At 71.7% G+C, this 18,855-nt stretch carries 18 protein-coding genes and 1 pseudogene; 13 read left to right on the top strand and 6 right to left on the bottom strand.

Going from position 1 to position 18,855, the window contains the following annotated elements:
* Positions 1–408: 408 nt before the first annotated feature.
* From ABTW72_RS23550 to ABTW72_RS23530, 5 genes are all read left to right on the top strand, one after another.
* Entirely contained in the window at positions 409–729 is a 321-nt protein-coding gene (locus tag ABTW72_RS23550) for a hypothetical protein (protein ID WP_350861881.1), read from the top strand.
* Between the two features lie 139 nt (positions 730–868).
* Positions 869–1,945 carry a hypothetical protein gene (locus tag ABTW72_RS23545; protein WP_350861879.1) on the top strand — a complete coding sequence of 359 codons (1,077 nt, stop codon included), beginning with the start codon at positions 869–871 and terminating at the stop codon, positions 1,943–1,945.
* A gap of 56 nt (positions 1,946–2,001) precedes the next feature.
* Positions 2,002–3,462, top strand: coding sequence for a sigma 54-interacting transcriptional regulator (locus ABTW72_RS23540; RefSeq protein ID WP_350861877.1), 1,461 nt, complete (start codon positions 2,002–2,004; stop codon positions 3,460–3,462).
* A 2-nt stretch (positions 3,463–3,464) separates the two neighbouring features.
* A complete protein-coding gene (locus ABTW72_RS23535) occupies positions 3,465–5,417 on the top strand; it encodes a VWA domain-containing protein (protein WP_350861875.1) in 1,953 nt (650 codons plus the stop codon).
* 28 nt (positions 5,418–5,445) lie between these two features.
* Positions 5,446–5,910 (top strand): hypothetical protein, encoded by a 465-nt coding sequence (locus ABTW72_RS23530; RefSeq protein WP_350861873.1) that lies wholly within the window; start codon positions 5,446–5,448, stop codon positions 5,908–5,910.
* Between the two features lie 17 nt (positions 5,911–5,927).
* Here the strand turns inward: ABTW72_RS23530 and ABTW72_RS23525 are convergent, their stop codons facing one another.
* Positions 5,928–6,917, bottom strand: coding sequence for a GlxA family transcriptional regulator (locus ABTW72_RS23525; protein ID WP_350861871.1), 990 nt, complete (start codon positions 6,915–6,917; stop codon positions 5,928–5,930).
* Between the two features lie 19 nt (positions 6,918–6,936).
* On the opposite strand from ABTW72_RS23525, the gene ABTW72_RS23520 reads away from it, so the two are divergent.
* Entirely contained in the window at positions 6,937–8,292 is a 1,356-nt protein-coding gene (locus ABTW72_RS23520) for an MFS transporter (protein ID WP_502892239.1), read from the top strand.
* 19 nt (positions 8,293–8,311) lie between these two features.
* Here the strand turns inward: ABTW72_RS23520 and ABTW72_RS23515 are convergent, their stop codons facing one another.
* The 3 genes from ABTW72_RS23515 to ABTW72_RS23505 are packed head-to-tail and all read right to left on the bottom strand — an operon-like array spanning position 8,312 to position 9,869.
* On the bottom strand, positions 8,312–9,025 hold the full coding sequence (locus ABTW72_RS23515) for an RICIN domain-containing protein (protein WP_350861867.1): 714 nt from the start codon (positions 9,023–9,025) through the stop codon (positions 8,312–8,314).
* Positions 9,026–9,075: 50 nt separating this feature from the next.
* The gene (locus ABTW72_RS23510) at positions 9,076–9,360 is read right to left on the bottom strand and encodes a DUF427 domain-containing protein (protein ID WP_350861865.1); all 285 of its coding nucleotides are present in this window, start codon (positions 9,358–9,360) and stop codon (positions 9,076–9,078) included.
* A 38-nt stretch (positions 9,361–9,398) separates the two neighbouring features.
* On the bottom strand, positions 9,399–9,869 hold the full coding sequence (locus ABTW72_RS23505) for an aminoacyl-tRNA deacylase (protein WP_350861863.1): 471 nt from the start codon (positions 9,867–9,869) through the stop codon (positions 9,399–9,401).
* Positions 9,870–9,962: 93 nt separating this feature from the next.
* On the opposite strand from ABTW72_RS23505, the gene ABTW72_RS23500 reads away from it, so the two are divergent.
* From ABTW72_RS23500 to ABTW72_RS23485, 4 genes are all read left to right on the top strand, one after another.
* Entirely contained in the window at positions 9,963–11,360 is a 1,398-nt protein-coding gene (locus tag ABTW72_RS23500; RefSeq protein ID WP_350861861.1) for an FAD-binding oxidoreductase, read from the top strand.
* Positions 11,357–12,700 carry a class I SAM-dependent methyltransferase gene (locus tag ABTW72_RS23495; RefSeq protein ID WP_350861859.1) on the top strand — a complete coding sequence of 448 codons (1,344 nt, stop codon included), beginning with the start codon at positions 11,357–11,359 and terminating at the stop codon, positions 12,698–12,700. The genes ABTW72_RS23500 and ABTW72_RS23495 overlap by 4 nt, the downstream gene beginning before the upstream one ends.
* 101 nt (positions 12,701–12,801) lie before the next feature.
* Positions 12,802–13,359, top strand: coding sequence for a winged helix-turn-helix domain-containing protein (locus tag ABTW72_RS23490; protein WP_030490876.1), 558 nt, complete (start codon positions 12,802–12,804; stop codon positions 13,357–13,359).
* Positions 13,352–14,221: an SRPBCC family protein gene (locus ABTW72_RS23485; RefSeq protein WP_350861857.1), complete on the top strand. Its 870-nt coding sequence runs from the start codon at positions 13,352–13,354 to the stop codon at positions 14,219–14,221. Before ABTW72_RS23490 ends, ABTW72_RS23485 begins: the two co-directional genes overlap by 8 nt.
* A gap of 112 nt (positions 14,222–14,333) precedes the next feature.
* Here the strand turns inward: ABTW72_RS23485 and ABTW72_RS23480 are convergent, their stop codons facing one another.
* On the bottom strand, positions 14,334–14,651 hold the full coding sequence (locus tag ABTW72_RS23480; protein ID WP_350861855.1) for a helix-turn-helix domain-containing protein: 318 nt from the start codon (positions 14,649–14,651) through the stop codon (positions 14,334–14,336).
* Positions 14,648–15,012 (bottom strand): annotated as a pseudogene (locus ABTW72_RS23475) (type II toxin-antitoxin system RelE/ParE family toxin). Before ABTW72_RS23475 ends, ABTW72_RS23480 begins: the two are co-directional and overlap by 4 nt.
* Positions 15,013–15,116: 104 nt before the next feature.
* Between ABTW72_RS23475 and ABTW72_RS23470 the strand changes: the two are divergent.
* The 3 genes from ABTW72_RS23470 (at position 15,117) to ABTW72_RS23460 (ending at position 18,756) form a co-directional block, all read left to right on the top strand.
* On the top strand, positions 15,117–15,350 hold the full coding sequence (locus ABTW72_RS23470) for a zinc-ribbon domain-containing protein (RefSeq protein WP_350861853.1): 234 nt from the start codon (positions 15,117–15,119) through the stop codon (positions 15,348–15,350).
* Between the two features lie 341 nt (positions 15,351–15,691).
* Positions 15,692–17,947, top strand: a complete 2,256-nt coding sequence (locus tag ABTW72_RS23465; protein WP_350861851.1) for a putative bifunctional diguanylate cyclase/phosphodiesterase — start codon at positions 15,692–15,694, stop codon at positions 17,945–17,947.
* Between the two features lie 50 nt (positions 17,948–17,997).
* A complete protein-coding gene (locus ABTW72_RS23460) occupies positions 17,998–18,756 on the top strand; it encodes a MerR family transcriptional regulator (protein WP_350861849.1) in 759 nt (252 codons plus the stop codon).
* Positions 18,757–18,855: the final 99 nt, after the last annotated feature.

Below are 18,855 nucleotides of genomic sequence, written 5' to 3'. Positions count from 1 at the left end.
TGGGCGGGATTCATTCAGGCGAGGAGGACCGAGAATGGTACGGGGAAGACGGATCGCGGCAACGCTCGGCGGTGTCGCGTTAGCGGGAGCCCTGGTGCTCCAGGCGTCGCCCGCGAGCGCCCAGCCCGCAGAGGTCGCGCAGGCGAGCGCGGCAGCGAACCACCGATCCGCAGATGACGGAAGGTCTTCGTCGGCGGAGATGGGGACCTCGGCGGTCGGCGTCTCAGGGCCCTACTTCTCAATCCAGTCGTGCGTGAACGCGCTGGCGCGTGGCATCGCCCAGGGTCGGTGGATCGCCGGCTCCTGCACGACCATCCCACCGAGCCCGTTCTGGTTCGTGGTGTACGTGACGTAATTGCGGGACGGCAGTCGAAACGGCAAACGGCACCCAATGAGGAGGTCAGCGTAATGACGTGGAAAACGAGAATCATGGCGGCGCTCGGATGCATGGCGATCGCGGTCGTCCTGGCATTCCAGGCATCGCCCGCGAGTGCTCAACCGGTAGAGCGCTCGCTCGACAGGGCTGCGGTGAGTGCCCCGTTCCAGCAGCAGGCCGGGGAATTGTCGACGAACCAAGCGCGGGCGGCCGCGGATGGCGGCATCGAGGGTCCGATGTCGTACGGGCGGTGTCATGCCCGCGGCATCCTCGGCATCACGCTCGGCTGGTGGTCGTGGTACGGCTGCGGTCGGGAAGCGCTCACCGGCTTGTACTTCCTGTTCTACATCTAGACCTGCACGGACGTGCCCCTCGCTCGTCATCGAGCGAGGGGCACGGTGCCGCCGTTCGCGGGACGACCACCTCCCTCGGGGGAGCAGGTTCACCTCCGGCAGGGAGGTGTCGGGTCCGCCGGCGGCCGAGGCTGAGAGCATGACAACGATCACTGCCTCCCCGCCCCGTACCGACTCCCGCTGGCCGGACCGGCTCGCCCCACTGGCCGCCGGTTGGCTCGGCCTGTGGGGCGTGCTCGCCCTGATCGGCACCCTCACCGGCGCCGGCTACCCGTTCGGCCCGAACGAACCGCGCGGTGGCGACGTCAGCCTGCTGCGCCTGGTGCCGGTGGAGGTGGCCACTCCGCTCTTCGCCGGAGTGCTGCTCACCGCCGCGGTGGCTGCCCTGGCGATGAGCCGCCCCGCAGCGCGCCCGCCCGGCCCCCTGCGGGCGCTGCTCGCCGGCTACGGCTGGGCGGCCGCGTTCGTGCTCGTCCTGGTCGTACCGGACGTCCGGGTGCTGGTCGTCCTCGGCTACCTGCCGATACTGATCGTCGGTGCGCCGTTCGGGTGGCCGCCGGTCGACTACGCCGACATCTTCAACTGGGCGCTGTTCGCCCGGTTCGCCGCGCTGGCCGGCGGGCTGCTGCTGGCCGGTGCGGTGCTCGCCTGGCAGCGCCGCACCGCTGCGGCCTGTGTGGGCTGCGGCCGCAACCACACCGACCGAGGGTGGACCACCCCGGCCGCCGCCACCCGCTGGGGCCGGTGGGCCGCCGGCATCGCCGCCGTCATCCCCTTCACGTACGCGCTGACCCGGTTCGCCTGGGCGGCCGGCATCCCGCTCGGCATCTCCCGTGAGTTCCTCACCGAGATGCAGGACAGCGGGCTGGTCTGGGCCGGGTTCGGGCTGGCCGCGTTCGCCACCGTCGGCGCGATCCTCACCCTCGGCCTGGTGCAGCGTTGGGGCGAGCGGTTCCCGCGCTGGATGGTCGGCCTCGCCGGTCGGCGGGTGCCGGTGAAGCTGGCCGTGGTGCCGGCCACCCTGGTCGCCTCCTCCGTTACCGCGGCCTCGCTGGGGCTGCTCAGCAACCCGAAGTTCTGGGAACTCACCGGCGGGCTCAGCACTACCGGGGCGCCGATGCTGCTCTGGCCGGTGTGGGGCGTGGCGCTCGGCGTCGCCACGTACGCGTACCACCTGCGCCGCCGTGGAGCCTGCCGGCGCTGCGGTCGGGGTTGAGCGGGGAGTGGGGGTGCTCCCTGATGCCCGGGGCACCCCTGCGAAGGTGAGCTAGCGTGGGTCGGGTGACTGCGCCTACCCCGGTAATCCCGGTTCCACCGGCCGACCTGCCCGGCACGCTCGGCGCGCTACGGGCGGCCGGTCACCAGTACCGCACCGTCAAGCAGGAACTCCGCGACAACCTCCTCGCCCGGATGCGTTCCGGCGAGACCCGATTCCCCGGCATCGTCGGCTACGACGACACCGTGCTGCCCGAGGTCGAGCGGGCCCTGCTCGCCGGGCACGACATGGTGCTGCTCGGCGAGCGCGGCCAGGGCAAGACCCGGCTGATCCGCTCACTGGGCGCGTTGCTCGACGAGTGGACCCCCGTACTCCCCGGCTCGGTGCTCAACGAGCACCCGATGCACCCGCTCACCCCGGCGTCCCGCGCCGAGGTCGCCGAGGCCGGCGACGAGCTGCCCATCGGCTGGCTGCACCGCTCGATGCGGTACGGCGAGAAGTTGGCCACCCCGGACACCAGCGTCGGGGACCTGATCGGTGACGTCGACCCGATCCGCATCGCCCAGGGTCGTACCCTCGGCGACCCGGAAACCATCCACTTCGGGTTGGTGCCGCGCACCAACCGGGGCATCTTCGCCGTGAACGAGTTGCCCGACCTGGCCGAGCGCATCCAGGTGGCGCTGCTCAACGTGCTGGAGGAGCGGGACATCCAGGTTCGCGGCTACCAGCTGCGCCTGCCACTGGACCTGCTCCTGGTGGCCAGCGCCAACCCGGAGGACTACACCAACCGGGGCCGGATCATCACCCCGCTCAAGGACCGGTTCGGCGCGGAGATCCGCACCCACTACCCGGTCGACCTGGAGTTGGAGCTGGCGCTGATCCGCCAGGAGGCCGACCTGGTCGCCGAGGTGCCGGGGCACGTCCTGGAGGTGCTGGCCCGCTTCGCCCGCGCCGTGCGGGAGTCGCCGTCGGTGGACCCGCGCTCCGGTGTCTCCGCCCGATTCGCCATCGCCGCCGCCGAGACGGTCGCCGGTGCCGCATTGCGTCGCGCCGGGCTGCTCGCCGCCTCCGGCACGCCGGACGGGCGCTCCGAGGCCGCCGTCGCCCGCGTCGGCGACGCGGTGTCGGTGACCAGCACGCTGCGCGGCAAGGTCGAGTTCGAGAGCGGCGAGGAGGGCCGGGAGATCGAGATCCTCGCGCACCTGCTGCGTACCGCGACCGCCGAGACGTTCCGGGCCCACCTGGCCGGGCTGGACCTGTCCGGCTTCACCGCCCTGGTCGAGGACGGCGCCGCCATCGAGACCGGCGAGCTGGTCAGCGCCGCCGAGCTGCTGCGCCAGGTCGGCACCGTACCCGGGTTGGCGAAGGTCCTGGACCGACTCGACCTGGGCGACGCGCCCACCTCCGAGGAGGCTGCCGCCGCCGTCGAGTTCGTGTTGGAAGGGCTGCACCTGACCCGCCGGCTCGGCAAGGACGTCACCGACTCGGGGCGCACCGTCTACGGCGGCCGGGGCTGACCATGGCCGGCAACCGGTTCCGTTACGGGCAGTGGAACGGCGGGCCCGACCCGCTCGCGCCCCCGTACGACGTGCGCGAGGCGGTGGACGCGGTCGGTGCCGAGGTGCTGGCCGGCGGCAGCCTGCGGGAGGCGCTGCGTGACCTGCTGCGCCGTGGCCCGCAGGGACGGGGTGGCCTGGACGACCTGGCCGCCCGGGCTCGGCGGCTGCGCCGGGAGGCGCTGCGCAGGGGCGACCTGGACGGGGCGGTGACCCGGGCCCAGGCCCTGCTCGACCAGGCCCTCGCCGCCGAGCGGGACGAGCTTCGGGGCCGCGACGATGACGCCGCGCGGTTCGCCGAGGCGGTGCTGGACAATCTGCCGCGCTCGACGGCGCGGGCGGTGGAGGAGCTGTCCGGCTACCAGTGGGCCAGCGACGACGCCCGCCGCTCGTACCAGCAGATCCTCGACCAACTCCGCGACGACGTGCTCGGCCAGCGCTTCGCCGGGCTGCGCGACGCGGTGCGCGCCTCCGCCGACCCGGCCGCCCAGCAGCGGCTCGCCGAGATGATGGGCGACCTGAACGACCTGCTGGCCCGGCACGGTCGCGCGGAGGACACCACCGACGCGTTCGCCGAGTTCATGCGCCGACATGGCGACTTCTTCCCGGAGAAGCCAGAGAACGTCGACGAGTTGATCGACGTGCTGGCCCGCCGGGCGGCGGCCGGTGAGCGGCTGATGAACTCGCTCTCCGAGCGGCAGCGCGCCGAGCTGGCCGGCCTCATGCAGCAGTCGCTCGGCGACCGCCTCGCGGGGGAGTTGTCCGCCCTCGACGCGAACCTGCGGGCCCTGCGACCTGATCTGCGCTGGGGGCGGGGTGAGCGGGTCCGTGGCGACCAGCCGTTGGACTACGCCGACGCGGCCGGCGCGCTGGGTGAGATCGGCGACCTGGACGACCTGCTGGACCAGCTCGACCAGGAACACCCGGGGGCGACCCTCGACGACGTGGACGTCGACGCGGTGGCGCGCACGCTGGGCCGGGACGCGGCCGACGACGTTCGCCGGCTGCGCGATCTGGAGCGGGAGCTGCGCCGCCAGGGTTGGGTCAGCCGGGACGCGGAGGGGCTCACACTGAGCCCGAAGGCGCTGCGCCGGCTCGGCGGGACCGCGCTGCGGCAGGTCTTCGCGGAGCTGACCGCCGGGCCACGCGGCCAGCACGACCTGCGCTCGGCCGGTGCGGCGGGCGAGGTCAGCGGCGCGTCCAGGCCCTGGCAGTACGGCGATGAGCAACCGTTGGACGTGGTCCGGACGTTGACCCGGGCGGTCAGTCGGGCCGGGCCGACGGTGCCGGTGCAGCTCGCGGTGGACGACTTCGAGGTGGTGGAAACCGAGAGGCGTGCCTCGGCCGCTGTGGTGCTCTGCGTCGACCTGTCGTACTCGATGATCTCTCAGGATCGTTGGGGGCCGATGAAGCAGACGGCGCTGGCGCTGGCACACCTGATGGAGACGCGTTTCCCACAGGACGCCCTGCAGATAGTGGGCTTCGGCCGGGAGGCGATGACGCTCACCCAGCAGGAGTTGGCGGCCGTGGAGCCGGACATGGAGCAGGGCACCAACCTCCAGCACGCGCTGCGGTTGGCGGGCCGGCACCTGCGGCGGCACCCGGACGCCGAGCCGATCGTGCTGGTGGTCACCGACGGCGAGCCGACCGCGCACCTGGACCCGGACGACGGGGAGGCGCTGTTCCACTGGCCGCCGCTGCCGGAGACGATCGAGGCGACGGTCCGCGAGGTGGACCGGCTGAGCCGTTACGGTGCCACGCTCAACCTGTTCATGCTCGGCGACGACCCGGGCCTGCGGCGCTTCGTCGACGCGGTGGCCCGCCGCAGCCGGGGCCGCATGTTCACCCCGGACACCGACGACCTGGGCGAGTACGTGGTCAGCGACTACCTCCGCTCCCGCCAATCCCGCCGCTAACTCCCGCCGGGGCAGGTTGACTGGGGGGATGGAGAGCGGGGGATTGCGGCGGGCTTACGGTGCCCTGTTCGCGGAGGTCGACGCTGGCGGGTTCGGTCCGGCACCGGAGGGGCAGCTCAGTGCCGAGCAGATCGTCGCGCATCTGGTCGCCAACGACGAGCTGATGATCCAGGCCACCGAGGCGTTGCTGGCCGGGTCGCCGCTCGCCTACTACGAAGTGGAAGAGGACATCCACCGCCCGCAGCTCGACGCCCTCGCCGCCGAGCAGGGTGGTCTGCGGGGCCTGACCGCGTTGCTGCACGGCACCAGCGACCGGCTCTGCGGGCTGGTCGACCAGCTCGGCCTGGCCGCGGAGACGCCCGTCGAGACGCACCTGCGCGAGGGTTTCGACCTCATCGTCGACGAGCCGCTGCCCTGGTCCCGCACTCTCGACCTGCACACCCGGGTCCACCTGCCCAAACACCAGGCCCAACTGCACCTGCTCCGCTCCTGAGAGTGCCGGGCGGCGGATCAGCTTTCGACCAGCTCGGGGCGGGGGTGGAAGGTGCGGCGGTAGGTGGACGGGGCCACGCCGATGCGTTGGTGGAGTTGCTGGCGTAGGGCGGCGGTGGTGCCGAAGCCGCACCGGTGGGCGATCTGGTCGACGGTGAGGTCGGTCGTCTCCAGCAGCAGTCTCGCGTGGTCGGTGCGCTGTTGCAGCAGCCACTGGGCCGGGCTCAGGCCGGTCTCCGACCGGAAGCGTCGGGTGAAGGTGCGCACGCTCATTCGCGCCTGCTCGGCCAGGTCGCGCAGCGCGATCGGTTCGTGCAGCCGCTGCCGCGCCCACTCCCGGGTACCCGCCGTGCTGGTATCGGTCGCCTTCGGCACCGGCTGCTCGATGTACTGCGCCTGACCGCCGTCGCGCCACGGTGGCATCACGCAGCGGCGGGCCGCCCGGTTGGCCACCTCGCTGCCGTGGTCGAGGCGGATGACGTGCAGGCAGAGGTCGATGCCGGCGGCGACTCCGGCCGAGGTGAGCACCCGGTCGCCGGCGATGAAGAGCACGTCCGGATCGAGGTCGACCCGGTCGTGCAGGCGACGGAACCGCTCGGCGTACGCCCAGTGGGTGGTCGCCCGCCGCCCGTCGAGGAGCCCGGCGGCGGCGAGCACGAACGCTCCGGTGCAGATCGACATGATCCGGGCGCCCCGCTCGTACGCCGCGCGCAGCGCCTCGGTCACCTCCGGCTCGGCCGTGCCCGAGGTCAACGCGGTGCCGTCGTGGATTCCCGGGACGATCACCGTTTCCGCTGTGTCGAGCAGCTCCAGACCGTGGTCGGGGACCACCTGAAAGCCGGCGGTGCTGCGCACCGGCCGCCCGCCCGGGGTGCACACCCGGACGTCGTAGAAGGGTGTCCCGTCGGTGGCCCGGGCCGTGCTGAAGACCTGGGACGGGGTGCCGAGGTCCAGGCCAACCACCTGGTGCAGGGCGAGTACGGCGATCCGGTGCGGGCCAGCGCTCATGGCCCGATTATTGCGCATGATGGCTTTCCGGCCACTCGTCGAGGTGTGCGGCCCGGCTCAGACTTGTCCCGTGACCAAGAACCGCCGTCTGCATCCCGCCTGGCTGGTCGCCGCCGTCGCCTTCGTGGCGCTGGTCGGCGCGGCCGGCTTCCGCGCCACCCCGTCGGTGCTGCTGCACCCGCTGCACGAGGAGTTCGACTGGCCCCTGGCCACGATCTCCGCGGCCGTCTCGGTCAACCTTCTGCTCTACGGGCTCACCGCGCCGTTCGCGGCCGCCCTGATGGACCGGTTCGGCATCCGCCGGGTGGTCTCGGTGGCGTTGCTGCTGGTCGCCGCTGGCAGCGGGTTGACGGTCTTCATGACCGCCAGCTGGCAGCTCCTGCTCTGCTGGGGTGTGCTGGTGGGGCTGGGCACCGGCTCGATGGCGCTGGCGTTCGTGGCCACCGTCACCGGCCGTTGGTTCGTCCACCGGCGGGGCCTGGTCACCGGAGTGCTGACCGCCGGCGGGGCGGCCGGGCAACTGGTGTTCCTGCCACTGGTCGCCATCCTGGTACGCGACCACGGCTGGCGTAGCGCCGCACTCGTGGTGGCCGTGGCGGCGCTGGCGGTCGTACCCCTGGTGGTGTGGCTGCTGCGCGAGCACCCGGCGGATCTCGGCCTGCCCGCCTACGGGGCGACCGAGGTCGTCGCGGCGCCGCCGGCGACCGGCGGCGCGGCGACCCGGGCGCTGGGCGCGCTGGCCACCGCGGCCCGGACCCGACCGTTCTGGCTGCTGGCCGGAGGTTTCGCGATCTGTGGGGCCACCACCAACGGCCTGGTCGGTACGCACTTCGTGCCGGCCGCGCACGACCACGGGATGGCCCAGACCACCGCAGCCGGGTTGCTCGCCCTGGTGGGGCTCTTCGACATCGTCGGCACGATCGCCTCCGGCTGGCTCACCGACCGGGTGGACAGCCGGTTGCTGCTCGGCATGTACTACGCGCTGCGCGGGTTGTCCCTGCTGGTGCTGCCGAGCCTCTTCTCCGGCACCGCCGAGCCGAGCATGCTGGTGTTCATCGTCTTCTACGGCCTGGACTGGGTGGCCACCGTGCCGCCGACCGTGGCGCTGTGCCGGGAGTACTTCGGTGGCGCCGGAGCGGTGGTGTTCGGCTGGGTGTTCGCCGCGCACCAGCTCGGAGCTGCGGTCGCCGCGACCGGCGCGGGGCTGGTCCGGGACCGGCTGGGCGACTACGCGATGGCCTGGTACGTGGCGGGCGCGCTGTCGATCGGCGCCGCCGGGCTGTCGTTGCTGCTGCGTCGGCGACCGGGCCGGGGAGTGCCGGAGGCCGTGCTGATCGCCGCGACCGCGCCCAGGGCGTGGAGCTTCCGGGGCTGAACCGCGACGCGTCCGCCGGTCAGCTCACTGTCCACTGCTGGGCCGGCCGGCCGTCGCACTGTCGCTGCCGGATGTCGTCGCCGGCCTCGACGGCGTCGTCGTCTGCCTGGGCGCACTTGTTGCTGTGCGCGGCGATGAGCAGCACCGCGCTGGTGCTGGTCCCGCCGAACCGCCACTGCTGGTTGGCCCCACCGTGGCAGGGGAACTGGAGCAACCGCGCGCCGTCGTCCCGACTGCCACCCTCGACGTCGAGGCACTGCCCGTACGCGGCGTTGGTCAACGTCAGCACGCCCGCGCCGGCCGGGCTGACCACCCACTGCTGCTCCGGGGCGCCGGTGCACACCGCCAACTCGGCCTCGGCCTCCTTACCGTCACCGTCGAGCCCCAGGCAGAGGCCCGAGGCGGCGCGCAGCGCCCGGGGCCCGGTGGGCGGGGCGGCCGGCGTGCTGGCCGACGGGGTCGGTGACAGATCGGCCGGTGCGGTCGGGCTCGGCTCGCCGGTGGGCTCGCTGGGCTGCGCCGCGCTGGACGGCGTACCGACCGACGCCGGCACCGACGGCTCGTCGTCACCGTCGAGCAGCCCGGTGGCGAAGACCACCCCCAGGAGTACGCCGACGGCCCCGACCGCCGCCGCGACCCGCAGCAACGGATCGGCCAGCGGCCCGGAGCGCGGTGCCCGGTGACCGCCGTAGACGGTGCCGGCGGGGTCGGGGCGTTCCTCGGGCGCGGACATACGCGCCATCCTCACCCACGAGGTCGCGCCGGAGCCAGCGAGCCCGGCCGTCAGTCGACGACCCGGACGTCCTTCCAGAACGCCACCCGGTCGCGCACCATCTCGGCGTCCGGTTTGGGCTCCGGGTAGTACCAGACCGCGTCCTCGCTGGTGCTGCCCTCGTGTTCGAGGGAGTAGTAGGAGGCGGTGCCCTTCCACGGGCAGACGGTGTGCGTCGCGGACTCCCGGATCAGGTCGTCGCGCAGGGCGGAGCGGGGAAAGTAGTGGTTGCCCTCCACCAGCACGGTGTCGTCGCTCTCGGCGACGATCAGGTCGTTCCACACGGCTTTCGGCATGTCCCAACAGTAGGCCGCGCCGCCGCTCGCAGCAGCGCTCAGCGGGTGGGCTGCGGGTCGGTGACGTCGGCCACCGTGGCGTCGAGGGCGGCGATCGCGGCGTCGGCGGCGATCGCGATGGCGAGACCGCGCTCGCCGGCGCCCAGGGTGATCTCCCGGCCGCGCAGTCGCTCGTCGGCGACCACCGGCCAGGCGGTGCTCGCGCCGAACGGGGTGATGGTGCCGCGTTCGTAGCCGGTGGCAGCCAGGGCGCCCGCCGCGTCCGGCATGGAGAGCCGGTGCACCCCGAGCAGGGCGCGCAGCTTGGGCCAGGAGATGACCCGGTCGCCGGGGGTGAGCACGAACAGGTGATCGTCTTCACCACGGCGAACCACGATCGTCTTGACCACGTCGGGGACGGCCACACCGCGGACGGCGGCCGCCTCCGCGAGACTGCCGACCGCACCGTGCCTGACCAGCCGATACGGCAGTTGGGCGGCGTCCAGGGCGGTGATCGCTGGCGATGGCATGCCCGCCACGGTAACCGCCGGGCCTGGCACCGGACGGGAAACTGCCACCGCCGACATCCCACGGTTTATAAACGGCGAGCGTAAGGTGATCACATGCGCGCTGAGCGTGTGAATCAACCGATTGACCATGATCAAGCGGTGGACACGCTGCGGCGGTCGTACGCCGCGGTGCCCACGGGCGAGCCTGTCCGGCTGGCCAAACGCACCTCCAACCTGTTCCGCCCCCGGTCCGCTCCCCGGACTCCGGGGCTCGACGTGAGTGGCCTGAACGGCGTGCTGTCGGTCGACCCGGCCGGCCGTACCGCCGATGTGCAGGGCATGTGCACCTACGAGGACCTGGTCGACGCGACGCTCCCGCACGGCCTGATGCCGCTCGTGGTGCCGCAGTTGCGCACCATCACGCTGGGCGGCGCGGTGACCGGCCTCGGGATCGAGTCGACCTCGTTCCGCAACGGCCTGCCGCACGAGTCCGTCCAGGAGCTGGACGTGCTCACCGGGTCCGGCGAGATCATCACCGCCCGACCCGACGGTGAGCACGCCGACCTGTTCACCGCGTTCCCCAACTCGCTGGGCAGCCTCGGGTACGCCACCCGGCTGCGCATCGAGCTGCAACCGGTCGGCCGGTACGTGTCGTTGCGCAACGTCCGGTTCACCCAGCTGGAGGCGCTGACCGACGCGATCGCGGAGGTGACCGCCACCCGGTCCTGGGCGGGCGAGCCGGTGGACGCGATGGACGGGGTGATGTTCAGCCCCGGCGAGGCGTACCTGGTCTTCGCCACGTTCACCGACGGGGCCGACCCGCCCAGCGACTACACCGGTCAGGCGATCTACTACCGGTCGCTGCGCCAACGCACCCGCGACGTGCTCACCGCGTACGACTATCTGTGGCGTTGGGACACCGACTGGTTCTGGTGTTCGTCGGCGTTCGGCGCCCAGCACCCGGTCGTGCGCAGGCTCTGGCCGGCGCGTTACCGGCGCAGCGACTTCTACCACCGACTGGTCCGGCTGGAGCACCGCCACCAGGTGGCGGCCCGGATCGACCGGCTGCGCGGGCAACCGGCCCGGGAGCGGGTCGTGCAGGACGTGGAGATCCCGCTGGACCGTACGGCCGACTTCCTGCGCTGGTTCGCAGGCAGAGTGGGAATGAACCCGGTGTGGCTGTGTCCGTTGCGACTGCGTGAGCCGGCGGGGCCCGGTTCGGCGCGGTCCTGGCCGCTGTATCCGCTGCGGCCCGGGCAGGACTACGTCAACATCGGGTTCTGGGGGAGCGTGCCGATCGCGCCGGGCGCCGCCGACGGCGACGTCAACCGCACGATCGAACGCAGGGTGTCGGAGTCGGGCGGGCACAAGTCGCTCTACTCCGACGCGTACTACGACCGGGACGCCTTCGATCGCCTCTACGGCGGCGACACGTGGCGCGCGGTGAAAGACCGCTACGACCCGGACCACCGGCTGACGGGACTGTACGAAAAGGCGGTAGCACGAGCATGAGCCTGACCGACAGAGATCAGGGGGCGGCGAGCGTCCCCGCCACCCCGCCGGCGGGGGGCCGGCACACGGGTCCGACCGTCGCGGATGTTGTCCGCGCGGTCACCACGGGGCCGTTGCCGGTGCGGATCACCGGGTACGACGGCAGCGCCGTCGGCCCGTCCGACGCCGGCATCACCCTGGCGATCCAATCCGAGCGTGGGTTGTCGTACCTGCTCACCGCACCCGGCGACCTGGGCATGGCCCGGGCGTACGTCAGTGGTGACCTGGCGTTGCAGGGCGTGCACCCGGGTGACCCGTACGAGGCGTTGCGGGTGCTCAAGGACGAGCTGCGGTTACGCCCACCGTCGTTGGCCGAGGGGCTGGCGCTGGTCCGTGGGCTGGGCTGGGAGCGGCTGATGCCACCGCCGGCACCGCCGCAGGAGGCGCAGCCCCGCTGGAAGCGGGTGATGAACGGGCTGCGGCACTCGAGGGTGCGTGACGGCGCGGCCATCTCGCACCACTACGACGTCTCCAACGCCTTCTACGAGAAGGTGCTCGGCCCGTCGATGACGTACACCTGCGCGGTCTTCCGGTCTCCGGACGACACGTTGGAGCAGGCCCAGGCGGCGAAGTACGACCTGGTCGCCGGCAAGCTGGCGTTGAAGAAGGGGATGCGGCTGCTGGATGTCGGGTGCGGCTGGGGTGGCATGGTGCGCCACGCCGCCCGCGAGTACGGCGTCAAGGCGCTCGGGGTGACCCTGTCGAAGGCGCAGGCGCAGTGGGCGCAGGCCGCGATCGAGCGGGAGGGGTTGACCGAGCTGGCGGAGGTGCGGCACCTGGACTACCGGGACGCGCCGGCCGAGCAGTTCGACGCCATCTCCTCGATCGGGTTGACCGAGCACATCGGAGTGCGCAACTACCCGGCCTACTTCGGGTCGCTGCGCAGCCGGCTGCGGCAGGGCGGGCGACTGCTCAACCACTGCATCACCCGCGCGGACAACCGGGCGCCGCACCGCTCGGGCGCGTTCATCGACCGGTACGTCTTCCCGGACGGTGAGCTGGCCGGTCCGGGCCGGTTGATCAGTGAGGTGCACGATGCCGGGTTCGAGGTGCACCACGAGGAGAACCTGCGCCAGCACTACGCGCTGACGCTGGCCGCCTGGTGTCGCAACCTGGTCGAGCACTGGGACTACTGCGTCTCGGAGGTGGGTGCGGGCACCGCCCGGGTGTGGGGGCTCTACATGGCCGGGTCGCGGATGGCGTTCGAACGCAACGGCATCCAGTTGCACCAGGTGTTGGCCACCCACAACGGCTCGAACGGTGTGAGCGGCTACCCGCTGCGACCGGGCTGGTTGCCCTGATCACCTGCTGACCGCCGCCTGAAGCCGCGCCGAAAAAAGTCGGCGCGGCTTCTCGCGAAGTGATTGACAAAGAAGTTTTGTACGTACAAACTGATTTTGCCATGAGAGATGTCCTGTACCTGGAGCAGATCGAGCAGGCCGAAGTCCTGCTCAAGCCGCAGCGCGTCGAGGTGCTGCGGCAACTGGCCGAGCCGCGCACCTGCACCGAGGTCGCGGCCCGGCTCGACCAGACGCCGCAGCGCGTCTACTACCACGTCAAGCAGCTCGTCGCGGCTGGCCTCGTCGAGCTGGTCAACGAACGCAAGGTGCGCGGCATCACCGAAGGCATCTACCAGGCCGCCGCCCGCTCCTACTGGCTCTCCCCGCGGCTCGTCGGCCGGATCGGCCTGCGCCGGGCCCGCGACGAGCTGAGCCTGGGCTACCTGCTCGACCTGATGGAGGAGGTCCAGGCCGACATCGCCGGCCTGGACCGGGCGGCACCCGAGCTGCCCTCGATCGGGGTCTCCGGCGAGATCCGGGTGCCGGCCGAGCAGCGCCAGCAGTTCCTGCACGACCTGCAAACCGCACTTCAGGACCTGTTCACCCGCTACGGCGGCAGCGAAGGAGATGCCTTCAAGCTGGCCGTCGCCTGCTATCCGAAAGGGAACGACAATGAGTGAGCCGATGAAGGTCCAGGCCCGTCTCTCCGCGCCCGTCGGGCGCGTCCGCCAGGCCCTGACCGACCCGGCCGAGCTGCGTCTCTGGCTGGCCGAGCACGCCGAGGTCGAGCTGCCCCAGCGGTACGAGTTCTGGGGTCGCTACACGCCCGAGGGCGACGCCCCGCACCAGCGGCTGCTGCACGCCGACGACGACACGCTGCGCTTCGGCTGGCTGCTCGACGGCGTGGAGACCACCACCGAGTTCCAGTTGACCGCCGAGGGCACCGACAGCACCGTGCTGACGCTGATCCAGAGCCACTTCGACTTCGCCGAGGCGATGAGCGGCTCCACCATCCGGGGCGTGCTCCAGACGTTCTGGGCGCTGGCCATCGCCAACCTGGCCGCCCACCTGGAGGGCAAGCCACTGCTGCCGCGCACCGACTTCACCTCCGCCGACATGCGCGGTGAGTTGGTCATCGCCGCCCCCGCCGACAAGGTGTGGGAGTCGCTGACCGACTCCGAGCAGGCCAGCGCCTGGTTCGGCTACCCGATCGGCATCGAGCCGTGGGTCGGCGGCCGGTACGCCATGGGCGGCTTCGAGACCGGTTACGCGGCCAAGGTCGTCGACCTGGAGCCCGGCCGCCGGATGTCGGTCGACTGGGGTCCGACCGGCGTGACGAGCTGGGAGCTGGCCGAGTCCGGTGGTCGCACCACGCTGACCTTCGTGCAGAGCGGCTTCGACGAGGCCAACCCCCCGTACGGGGCCTGGAGCGGGTCGGTTGCCGGGCTGTTCGAGCTGCGCCGCTTCCACGAGGTACCGAACTGGCAGCCGATCTGGATCTCCGAGGAGATCCCCGGCCTGGAGCCCGCGCCGTCCAGCTGAGTGTTCCGCCTTGATCGTCTCGCCTTGATCGTGCTCGATCAGGGATGTAGTGCCCTCGCTCACCCAGGAGGCCACTACATCCTGGGTCGAGCACGATCTTGTGCTGGCGGCCTCACGCGATGGCGGCGATGTCGCCGTCGTCGAAATAGATCGCCTGGTGGAGCCGGCCACCCAGGGCGGCCGCGTACCGTGCCACCACATCCTGACCGGAGATCCTGCCCTGCTCGATCTGGGAAACCCGGCCCTTGGTCACGCCCATCCGCTCAGCGATCTGCTGCTGGGTGAAGCCGCGAGAGCGTCGCACCTCGGCAAGGCGGTGCCCGACGACCTGCGCGAGCAGCTCTTCCTTGCCCGCCTCGACAGCCGCCTCGCCGCCGGCACGCTGCACGTACTCCGCCCGGATGTCCGACCACCGCACGTGACCACTCACCGCTGTCCCCCCTCCTGCTGTGCACGTTCCTTCAAGTAAATCTCGTACCGCTGCTCGGCGAGCGGGATGGCCTGTCGATATCAGCTCGTCCATTGGCCTGACTTGTCGCCGGCAACCAGCAGAATGCTCGCGCGCCAAGGGTCGAAGACGAAGAGGATGCGGACCGTGCCGGGACGCAACTCCTTCAGGTTGGCTATCGACGACCCGCTGATCGTGTCGACCAGGGGTCGTCCCAGCCCGGGGCAGCTTCGGAGAGCGCGTCGATGGCCTGGACCACGCGGGCGAACGTCGGCTCGTCCAGGCTGTCGATCCAGGCGCGAACCTCGTTGACGACGAAGACATCCCACTCTTCCTGGCTCACGAGTGGAGTATACCAATCGCTATACCTGCGCGCTGGCCGATGGTTGTCCTGATCCGATGGCGGGATCTGGTGACTTTTCGCGGTTGAGTGGGTACTGGCGGGCGATGTTCTTCATCTTTGGTCTGCGTACCAAGGTCGACCGGTCCGGTGTCGCGCAGCAGGTCTGCCGCCACTGCGGCAACCAGGCCGCGCAGGTGATCACCCGCCGCTCGACGAAATTCACACTCTTCTTCATCCCCCTCATTCCGATCCGCACCCGGTACGCGCAGCAGTGCACGTTCTGCGGTGCGGAGTACGAGATCTCCAGGTCCGACGCCGAGCGCCTCCCGGTCGGCTGATCCGACGATGGAACGCTTCCTCTGCTGGCTGATCGGCCGACCGACGCCCTCGGTCGACGTGGCCGTGCACACCGTTGCCCGCCCGCCCTGCACCCCTGGCCGGCGCAGACGCCGCCGCGCACGCCGTCCGTTGGCCGGCACCGCGCTGCCCCGTTCACCCTGGAACCGATCCGCGGGCCGCTGAGCAGAGGCGCGAGCGACAGAGGCCGCACCGAGGAAGGCGCCGCAGCGGGGTGCACGTTCGGCTCTGGCGGCGTTTCTGAGCGCTGGTTAGGCTTTCGGGGTTTGCCGTGGACCGGCGCCGCCGAGGGTGCACGCACGACGAAAGAGCCGGAGCGACCGTGTCCCGACAGGACGGAAAGCAGGCTGCGGGGACGCTCAACCCCGCCGGCGCGTTCGTCGCGGCTGCGGTCATCCTGCTGGAGGCGGGCTGGCTGGTCGCCGGGTTGCCCGGCGCCGCGCTGGTCAGCGACATCGGCGCGATGCTGGTCGCCGCCTGGGCGACGCTCGCGTGCGTCGGGGTGGCCCGTCGACATCCGGCGCCGCTGCGCCGGTTCTGGACGCTGCTCGCCCTCACCATGGCGCTCGCCGCGATCGGCCGGGCGATCTGGACGGTGCAGCGGCTCGTCGGCGGTGACCTGCCGCACACGCCGGTGGTCGGGGTGGTCTTCACCGCCGGCATCCTCACCGGCACGGCCGCGCTGCTCAGCTCGCCGTCCGCACCGAGGACCGCGGTAGGGCGGGCCCGTACGTTGCTGGACGGGGTGATCGTCGCCCTGGCCCTGGTGCCGATCGGTTGGGTGCTGGTCTTCCGCGGGGTCGCCGCCGCCGAGCTGGCCGACCCGGCGCGCACGTTGGGGCTGCTCTTCCCGATGTTCGACCTGATGCAGCTCACCATCCTGGTCGCGGTCTCCGGGCCGGCCCGGCCGATGTGGCGGCCGATGACCGTCCTGGCGGCGAGCCTCACCCTGCGGGTCGTCGCCGACGTCGTCTACGTGTCGCTGGTCGCCCGCGCCGACTACACCGCCGGTCACCCGATCGACCTGTGCTGGCCGTTGAGCTACCTGCTGATCGGCCTGGCCACCCGTAACCCGCCGCCACCGGACTGCGACGGCACCGACGACACCGCCGAGTCGCCGCTGCCGCCCTGGTGGCGGGTGGCGCTGCCGTACCTGCCGGTGGGTGGGGCGATCATCGCGGTGGTGCTGGCCCGTCGGCCCACCGGGCAGACCCCGCAGCTGGTGTTCGTGACCATGATGGTGTTGCTGGCCGCCCTCGCGGTCCGACAGGGGCTGGCCGCCAACGAGAACCTTCGGCTGGTGGCCCGGCTGCGCCTGCTCGCGTACGGCGACCAGCTCACCGGGCTGCCCAACCGGCTGTTGTTCAACCGGCGGCTGCGCCTGGCCCTGCGCGACGGCCGACCGGTGGCCGTGCTGCTGCTCGACCTGGACGGGTTCAAGCAGGTCAACGACCGGTTCGGGCACGCCACCGGTGACACCCTGCTGACCGGGCTCGCGGCCCGGATGCACACCGCCGTGGACGGCGACGGCACCATCGCCCGGCTCGGCGGTGACGAGTTCGCCGTGCTGGTCGACGGCGGCCGGCCGGTGTCACCCGAACGGCTCGCCGAGCGGCTGCTGGACGCGTTGCGGCCCTCCGACGACGAGGAGGACGTCGGGGTGCACCCGTCGGCGAGCATCGGTATCGCCGAGTACGGCCCGCAGCACGCCTCCCACACCGACCTGCTGCGCGACGCCGACATCGCCATGTACGCGGCCAAGGCGGCCGGTAAGTCCGCGTACCGCACGTGCACGGCGGCGTTGCGCGAGTCGGCCGTCTCCCGCGCCGAGTTGATCGCCGACCTGCGCAGGGCGGTCGACGAGGACCAGCTGCGCCTGGAGTTCCAACCCATCGTCGACCTGACCACCGGGGCGGTACGCAGCGCCGAGGCGCTGGTGCGCTGGCGGCACCCCCGGCTGGGCATGTTGCCACCGGCGAGGTTCCTGCCGCTGGCCGAGGAGACCGGGCTGATCCTGCCGATCGACCGCTGGGTGATCCACGAGGCGTGCCGGGCCGCCGCGACCTGGCGGGGCCGGGCGCCGGAGGCGACCGTCGCTGTGAACATCGCCGCCGCGCACCTGCGTCGGCCGGACCTGATCGCCACTGTCACCGCGGCGACCAGCGCCGCCGGGCTGGCACCTCGGGCGTTGACACTGGAGTTGACCGAGTCGGCGTTGATCGAGGGCACCGAGGCGGTGCTGGAGCGACTGCACCAACTCCGGGAGCTGGGCATCCGGATCGCCATCGACGACTTCGGCACCGGCTACTCGTCGCTGAGCTACCTGCACCGCATCCCGGCGACCGAGCTGAAGATCGACAGGTCGTTCGTGGCCCGGCTGGGCACCGACGACCGGGCGTACGCCACGGTGGAGATGGTCACCCGCCTGGCCGGCGCGTTCGACCTGGCGGTGGTCGCCGAGGGGGTGGAGACCGAGCGTCAGCACGAGGCGGTCACCGCGATCGGCTGCCCACGAGGCCAGGGCTATCTGTACGGGCGGCCGGACGCCCCCGCCATGGTGGGTCAGAATCGGAGTTGACTCTCACGTAACGGCAGGCAGGAGCCTGGTTCCCGGAAGGGAGGGGGACCATGGCGTACACGGTGGGTCAGGTGGCGAAGGTCGCCGGCGTGACGGTGCGGACGCTGCACCACTACGACGAGATCGGGTTGCTCTCGCCCAGCGGGCGCACCTCGGCCGGTTACCGCCGCTACGACGACGCGGACCTGCAACGGCTGCAACTCGTCCTGTACTACCGGGAGCTTGGTTTCCCGCTTGAGGAGATCACCGCGATCATCGACGACCCGGCGGCCGATCCGGCCGCGCACCTGCGCCGACAGCACGAACTGCTGACGGTACGGCTCAAGCGGTTGCAGGAGATGGTCGCGGCGATCGAGTTCGCGATGGAGGCGAGCAAATTGAACATCCAACTCACGCCGGAGGAGCGGTTCGAGGTCTTCGGCGACTTCAGCCCGGAGGAGCACGAGGCCGAGGCGGAGCGGCGGTGGGGCGACACCGACGCGTACCGGGAGTCGAACCGGCGGGCCTCCCGCTACACCAAGGACGACTGGTTGCGGATCAAGGCCGAGAACGAGGACTGGGGCCGGCGGATCGTCGCGCTGATGGCCTCGGGCGCACCGGCGGACAGCCCGGAGGCGATGGACCTGGCCGAGGAGCACCGGCAGCTCATCAGCCGCTGGTTCTACGAGTGCTCGTACGAGGTGCAGACCGGGTTGGCCGACATGTACCTGGCCGACGAGCGGTTCACCGCGCACTACGAGAACATCGCCCCGGGGCTGGCCGCCTATCTGCACGAGGCGATCCACGCCAACGCGATCAGCCGGGCGTGACACGGGGTGGGGGGGGGGGGCGGGGGGCGGGCCCCCCCCCCCCCCCCCGGGGGTCCCGGGGGAAAAAGCACAAGAGATCCCCCGGGGGGGTGGACGCCC

The organism is Micromonospora sp. NPDC127501 (genome assembly GCF_040302185.1).
Classification (GTDB): Bacteria; Actinomycetota; Actinomycetes; order Mycobacteriales; family Micromonosporaceae; genus Micromonospora.
The sequence above is the reverse complement of the archived record's forward strand: the minus strand, read 5'-3'. Positions and strand labels throughout refer to the sequence as shown.

Coding starts and splice junctions, on each gene's coding strand:
- ABTW72_RS23550 (WP_350861881.1), top strand. CDS start 409: ATGACGTGGAAAACGAGAATCATGGCGGCGCTCGGATGCATGGCGATC.
- ABTW72_RS23545 (WP_350861879.1), top strand. CDS start 869: ATGACAACGATCACTGCCTCCCCGCCCCGTACCGACTCCCGCTGGCCG.
- ABTW72_RS23535 (WP_350861875.1), top strand. CDS start 3,465: ATGGCCGGCAACCGGTTCCGTTACGGGCAGTGGAACGGCGGGCCCGAC.
- ABTW72_RS23530 (WP_350861873.1), top strand. CDS start 5,446: ATGGAGAGCGGGGGATTGCGGCGGGCTTACGGTGCCCTGTTCGCGGAG.
- ABTW72_RS23525 (WP_350861871.1), bottom strand. CDS start 6,917: ATGAGCGCTGGCCCGCACCGGATCGCCGTACTCGCCCTGCACCAGGTG.
- ABTW72_RS23520 (WP_502892239.1), top strand. CDS start 6,937: ATGGCTTTCCGGCCACTCGTCGAGGTGTGCGGCCCGGCTCAGACTTGT.
- ABTW72_RS23515 (WP_350861867.1), bottom strand. CDS start 9,025: ATGTCCGCGCCCGAGGAACGCCCCGACCCCGCCGGCACCGTCTACGGC.
- ABTW72_RS23510 (WP_350861865.1), bottom strand. CDS start 9,360: ATGCCGAAAGCCGTGTGGAACGACCTGATCGTCGCCGAGAGCGACGAC.
- ABTW72_RS23505 (WP_350861863.1), bottom strand. CDS start 9,869: ATGCCATCGCCAGCGATCACCGCCCTGGACGCCGCCCAACTGCCGTAT.
- ABTW72_RS23500 (WP_350861861.1), top strand. CDS start 9,963: ATGCGCGCTGAGCGTGTGAATCAACCGATTGACCATGATCAAGCGGTG.
- ABTW72_RS23495 (WP_350861859.1), top strand. CDS start 11,357: ATGAGCCTGACCGACAGAGATCAGGGGGCGGCGAGCGTCCCCGCCACC.
- ABTW72_RS23490 (WP_030490876.1), top strand. CDS start 12,802: ATGAGAGATGTCCTGTACCTGGAGCAGATCGAGCAGGCCGAAGTCCTG.
- ABTW72_RS23485 (WP_350861857.1), top strand. CDS start 13,352: ATGAGTGAGCCGATGAAGGTCCAGGCCCGTCTCTCCGCGCCCGTCGGG.
- ABTW72_RS23470 (WP_350861853.1), top strand. CDS start 15,117: ATGTTCTTCATCTTTGGTCTGCGTACCAAGGTCGACCGGTCCGGTGTC.
- ABTW72_RS23460 (WP_350861849.1), top strand. CDS start 17,998: ATGGCGTACACGGTGGGTCAGGTGGCGAAGGTCGCCGGCGTGACGGTG.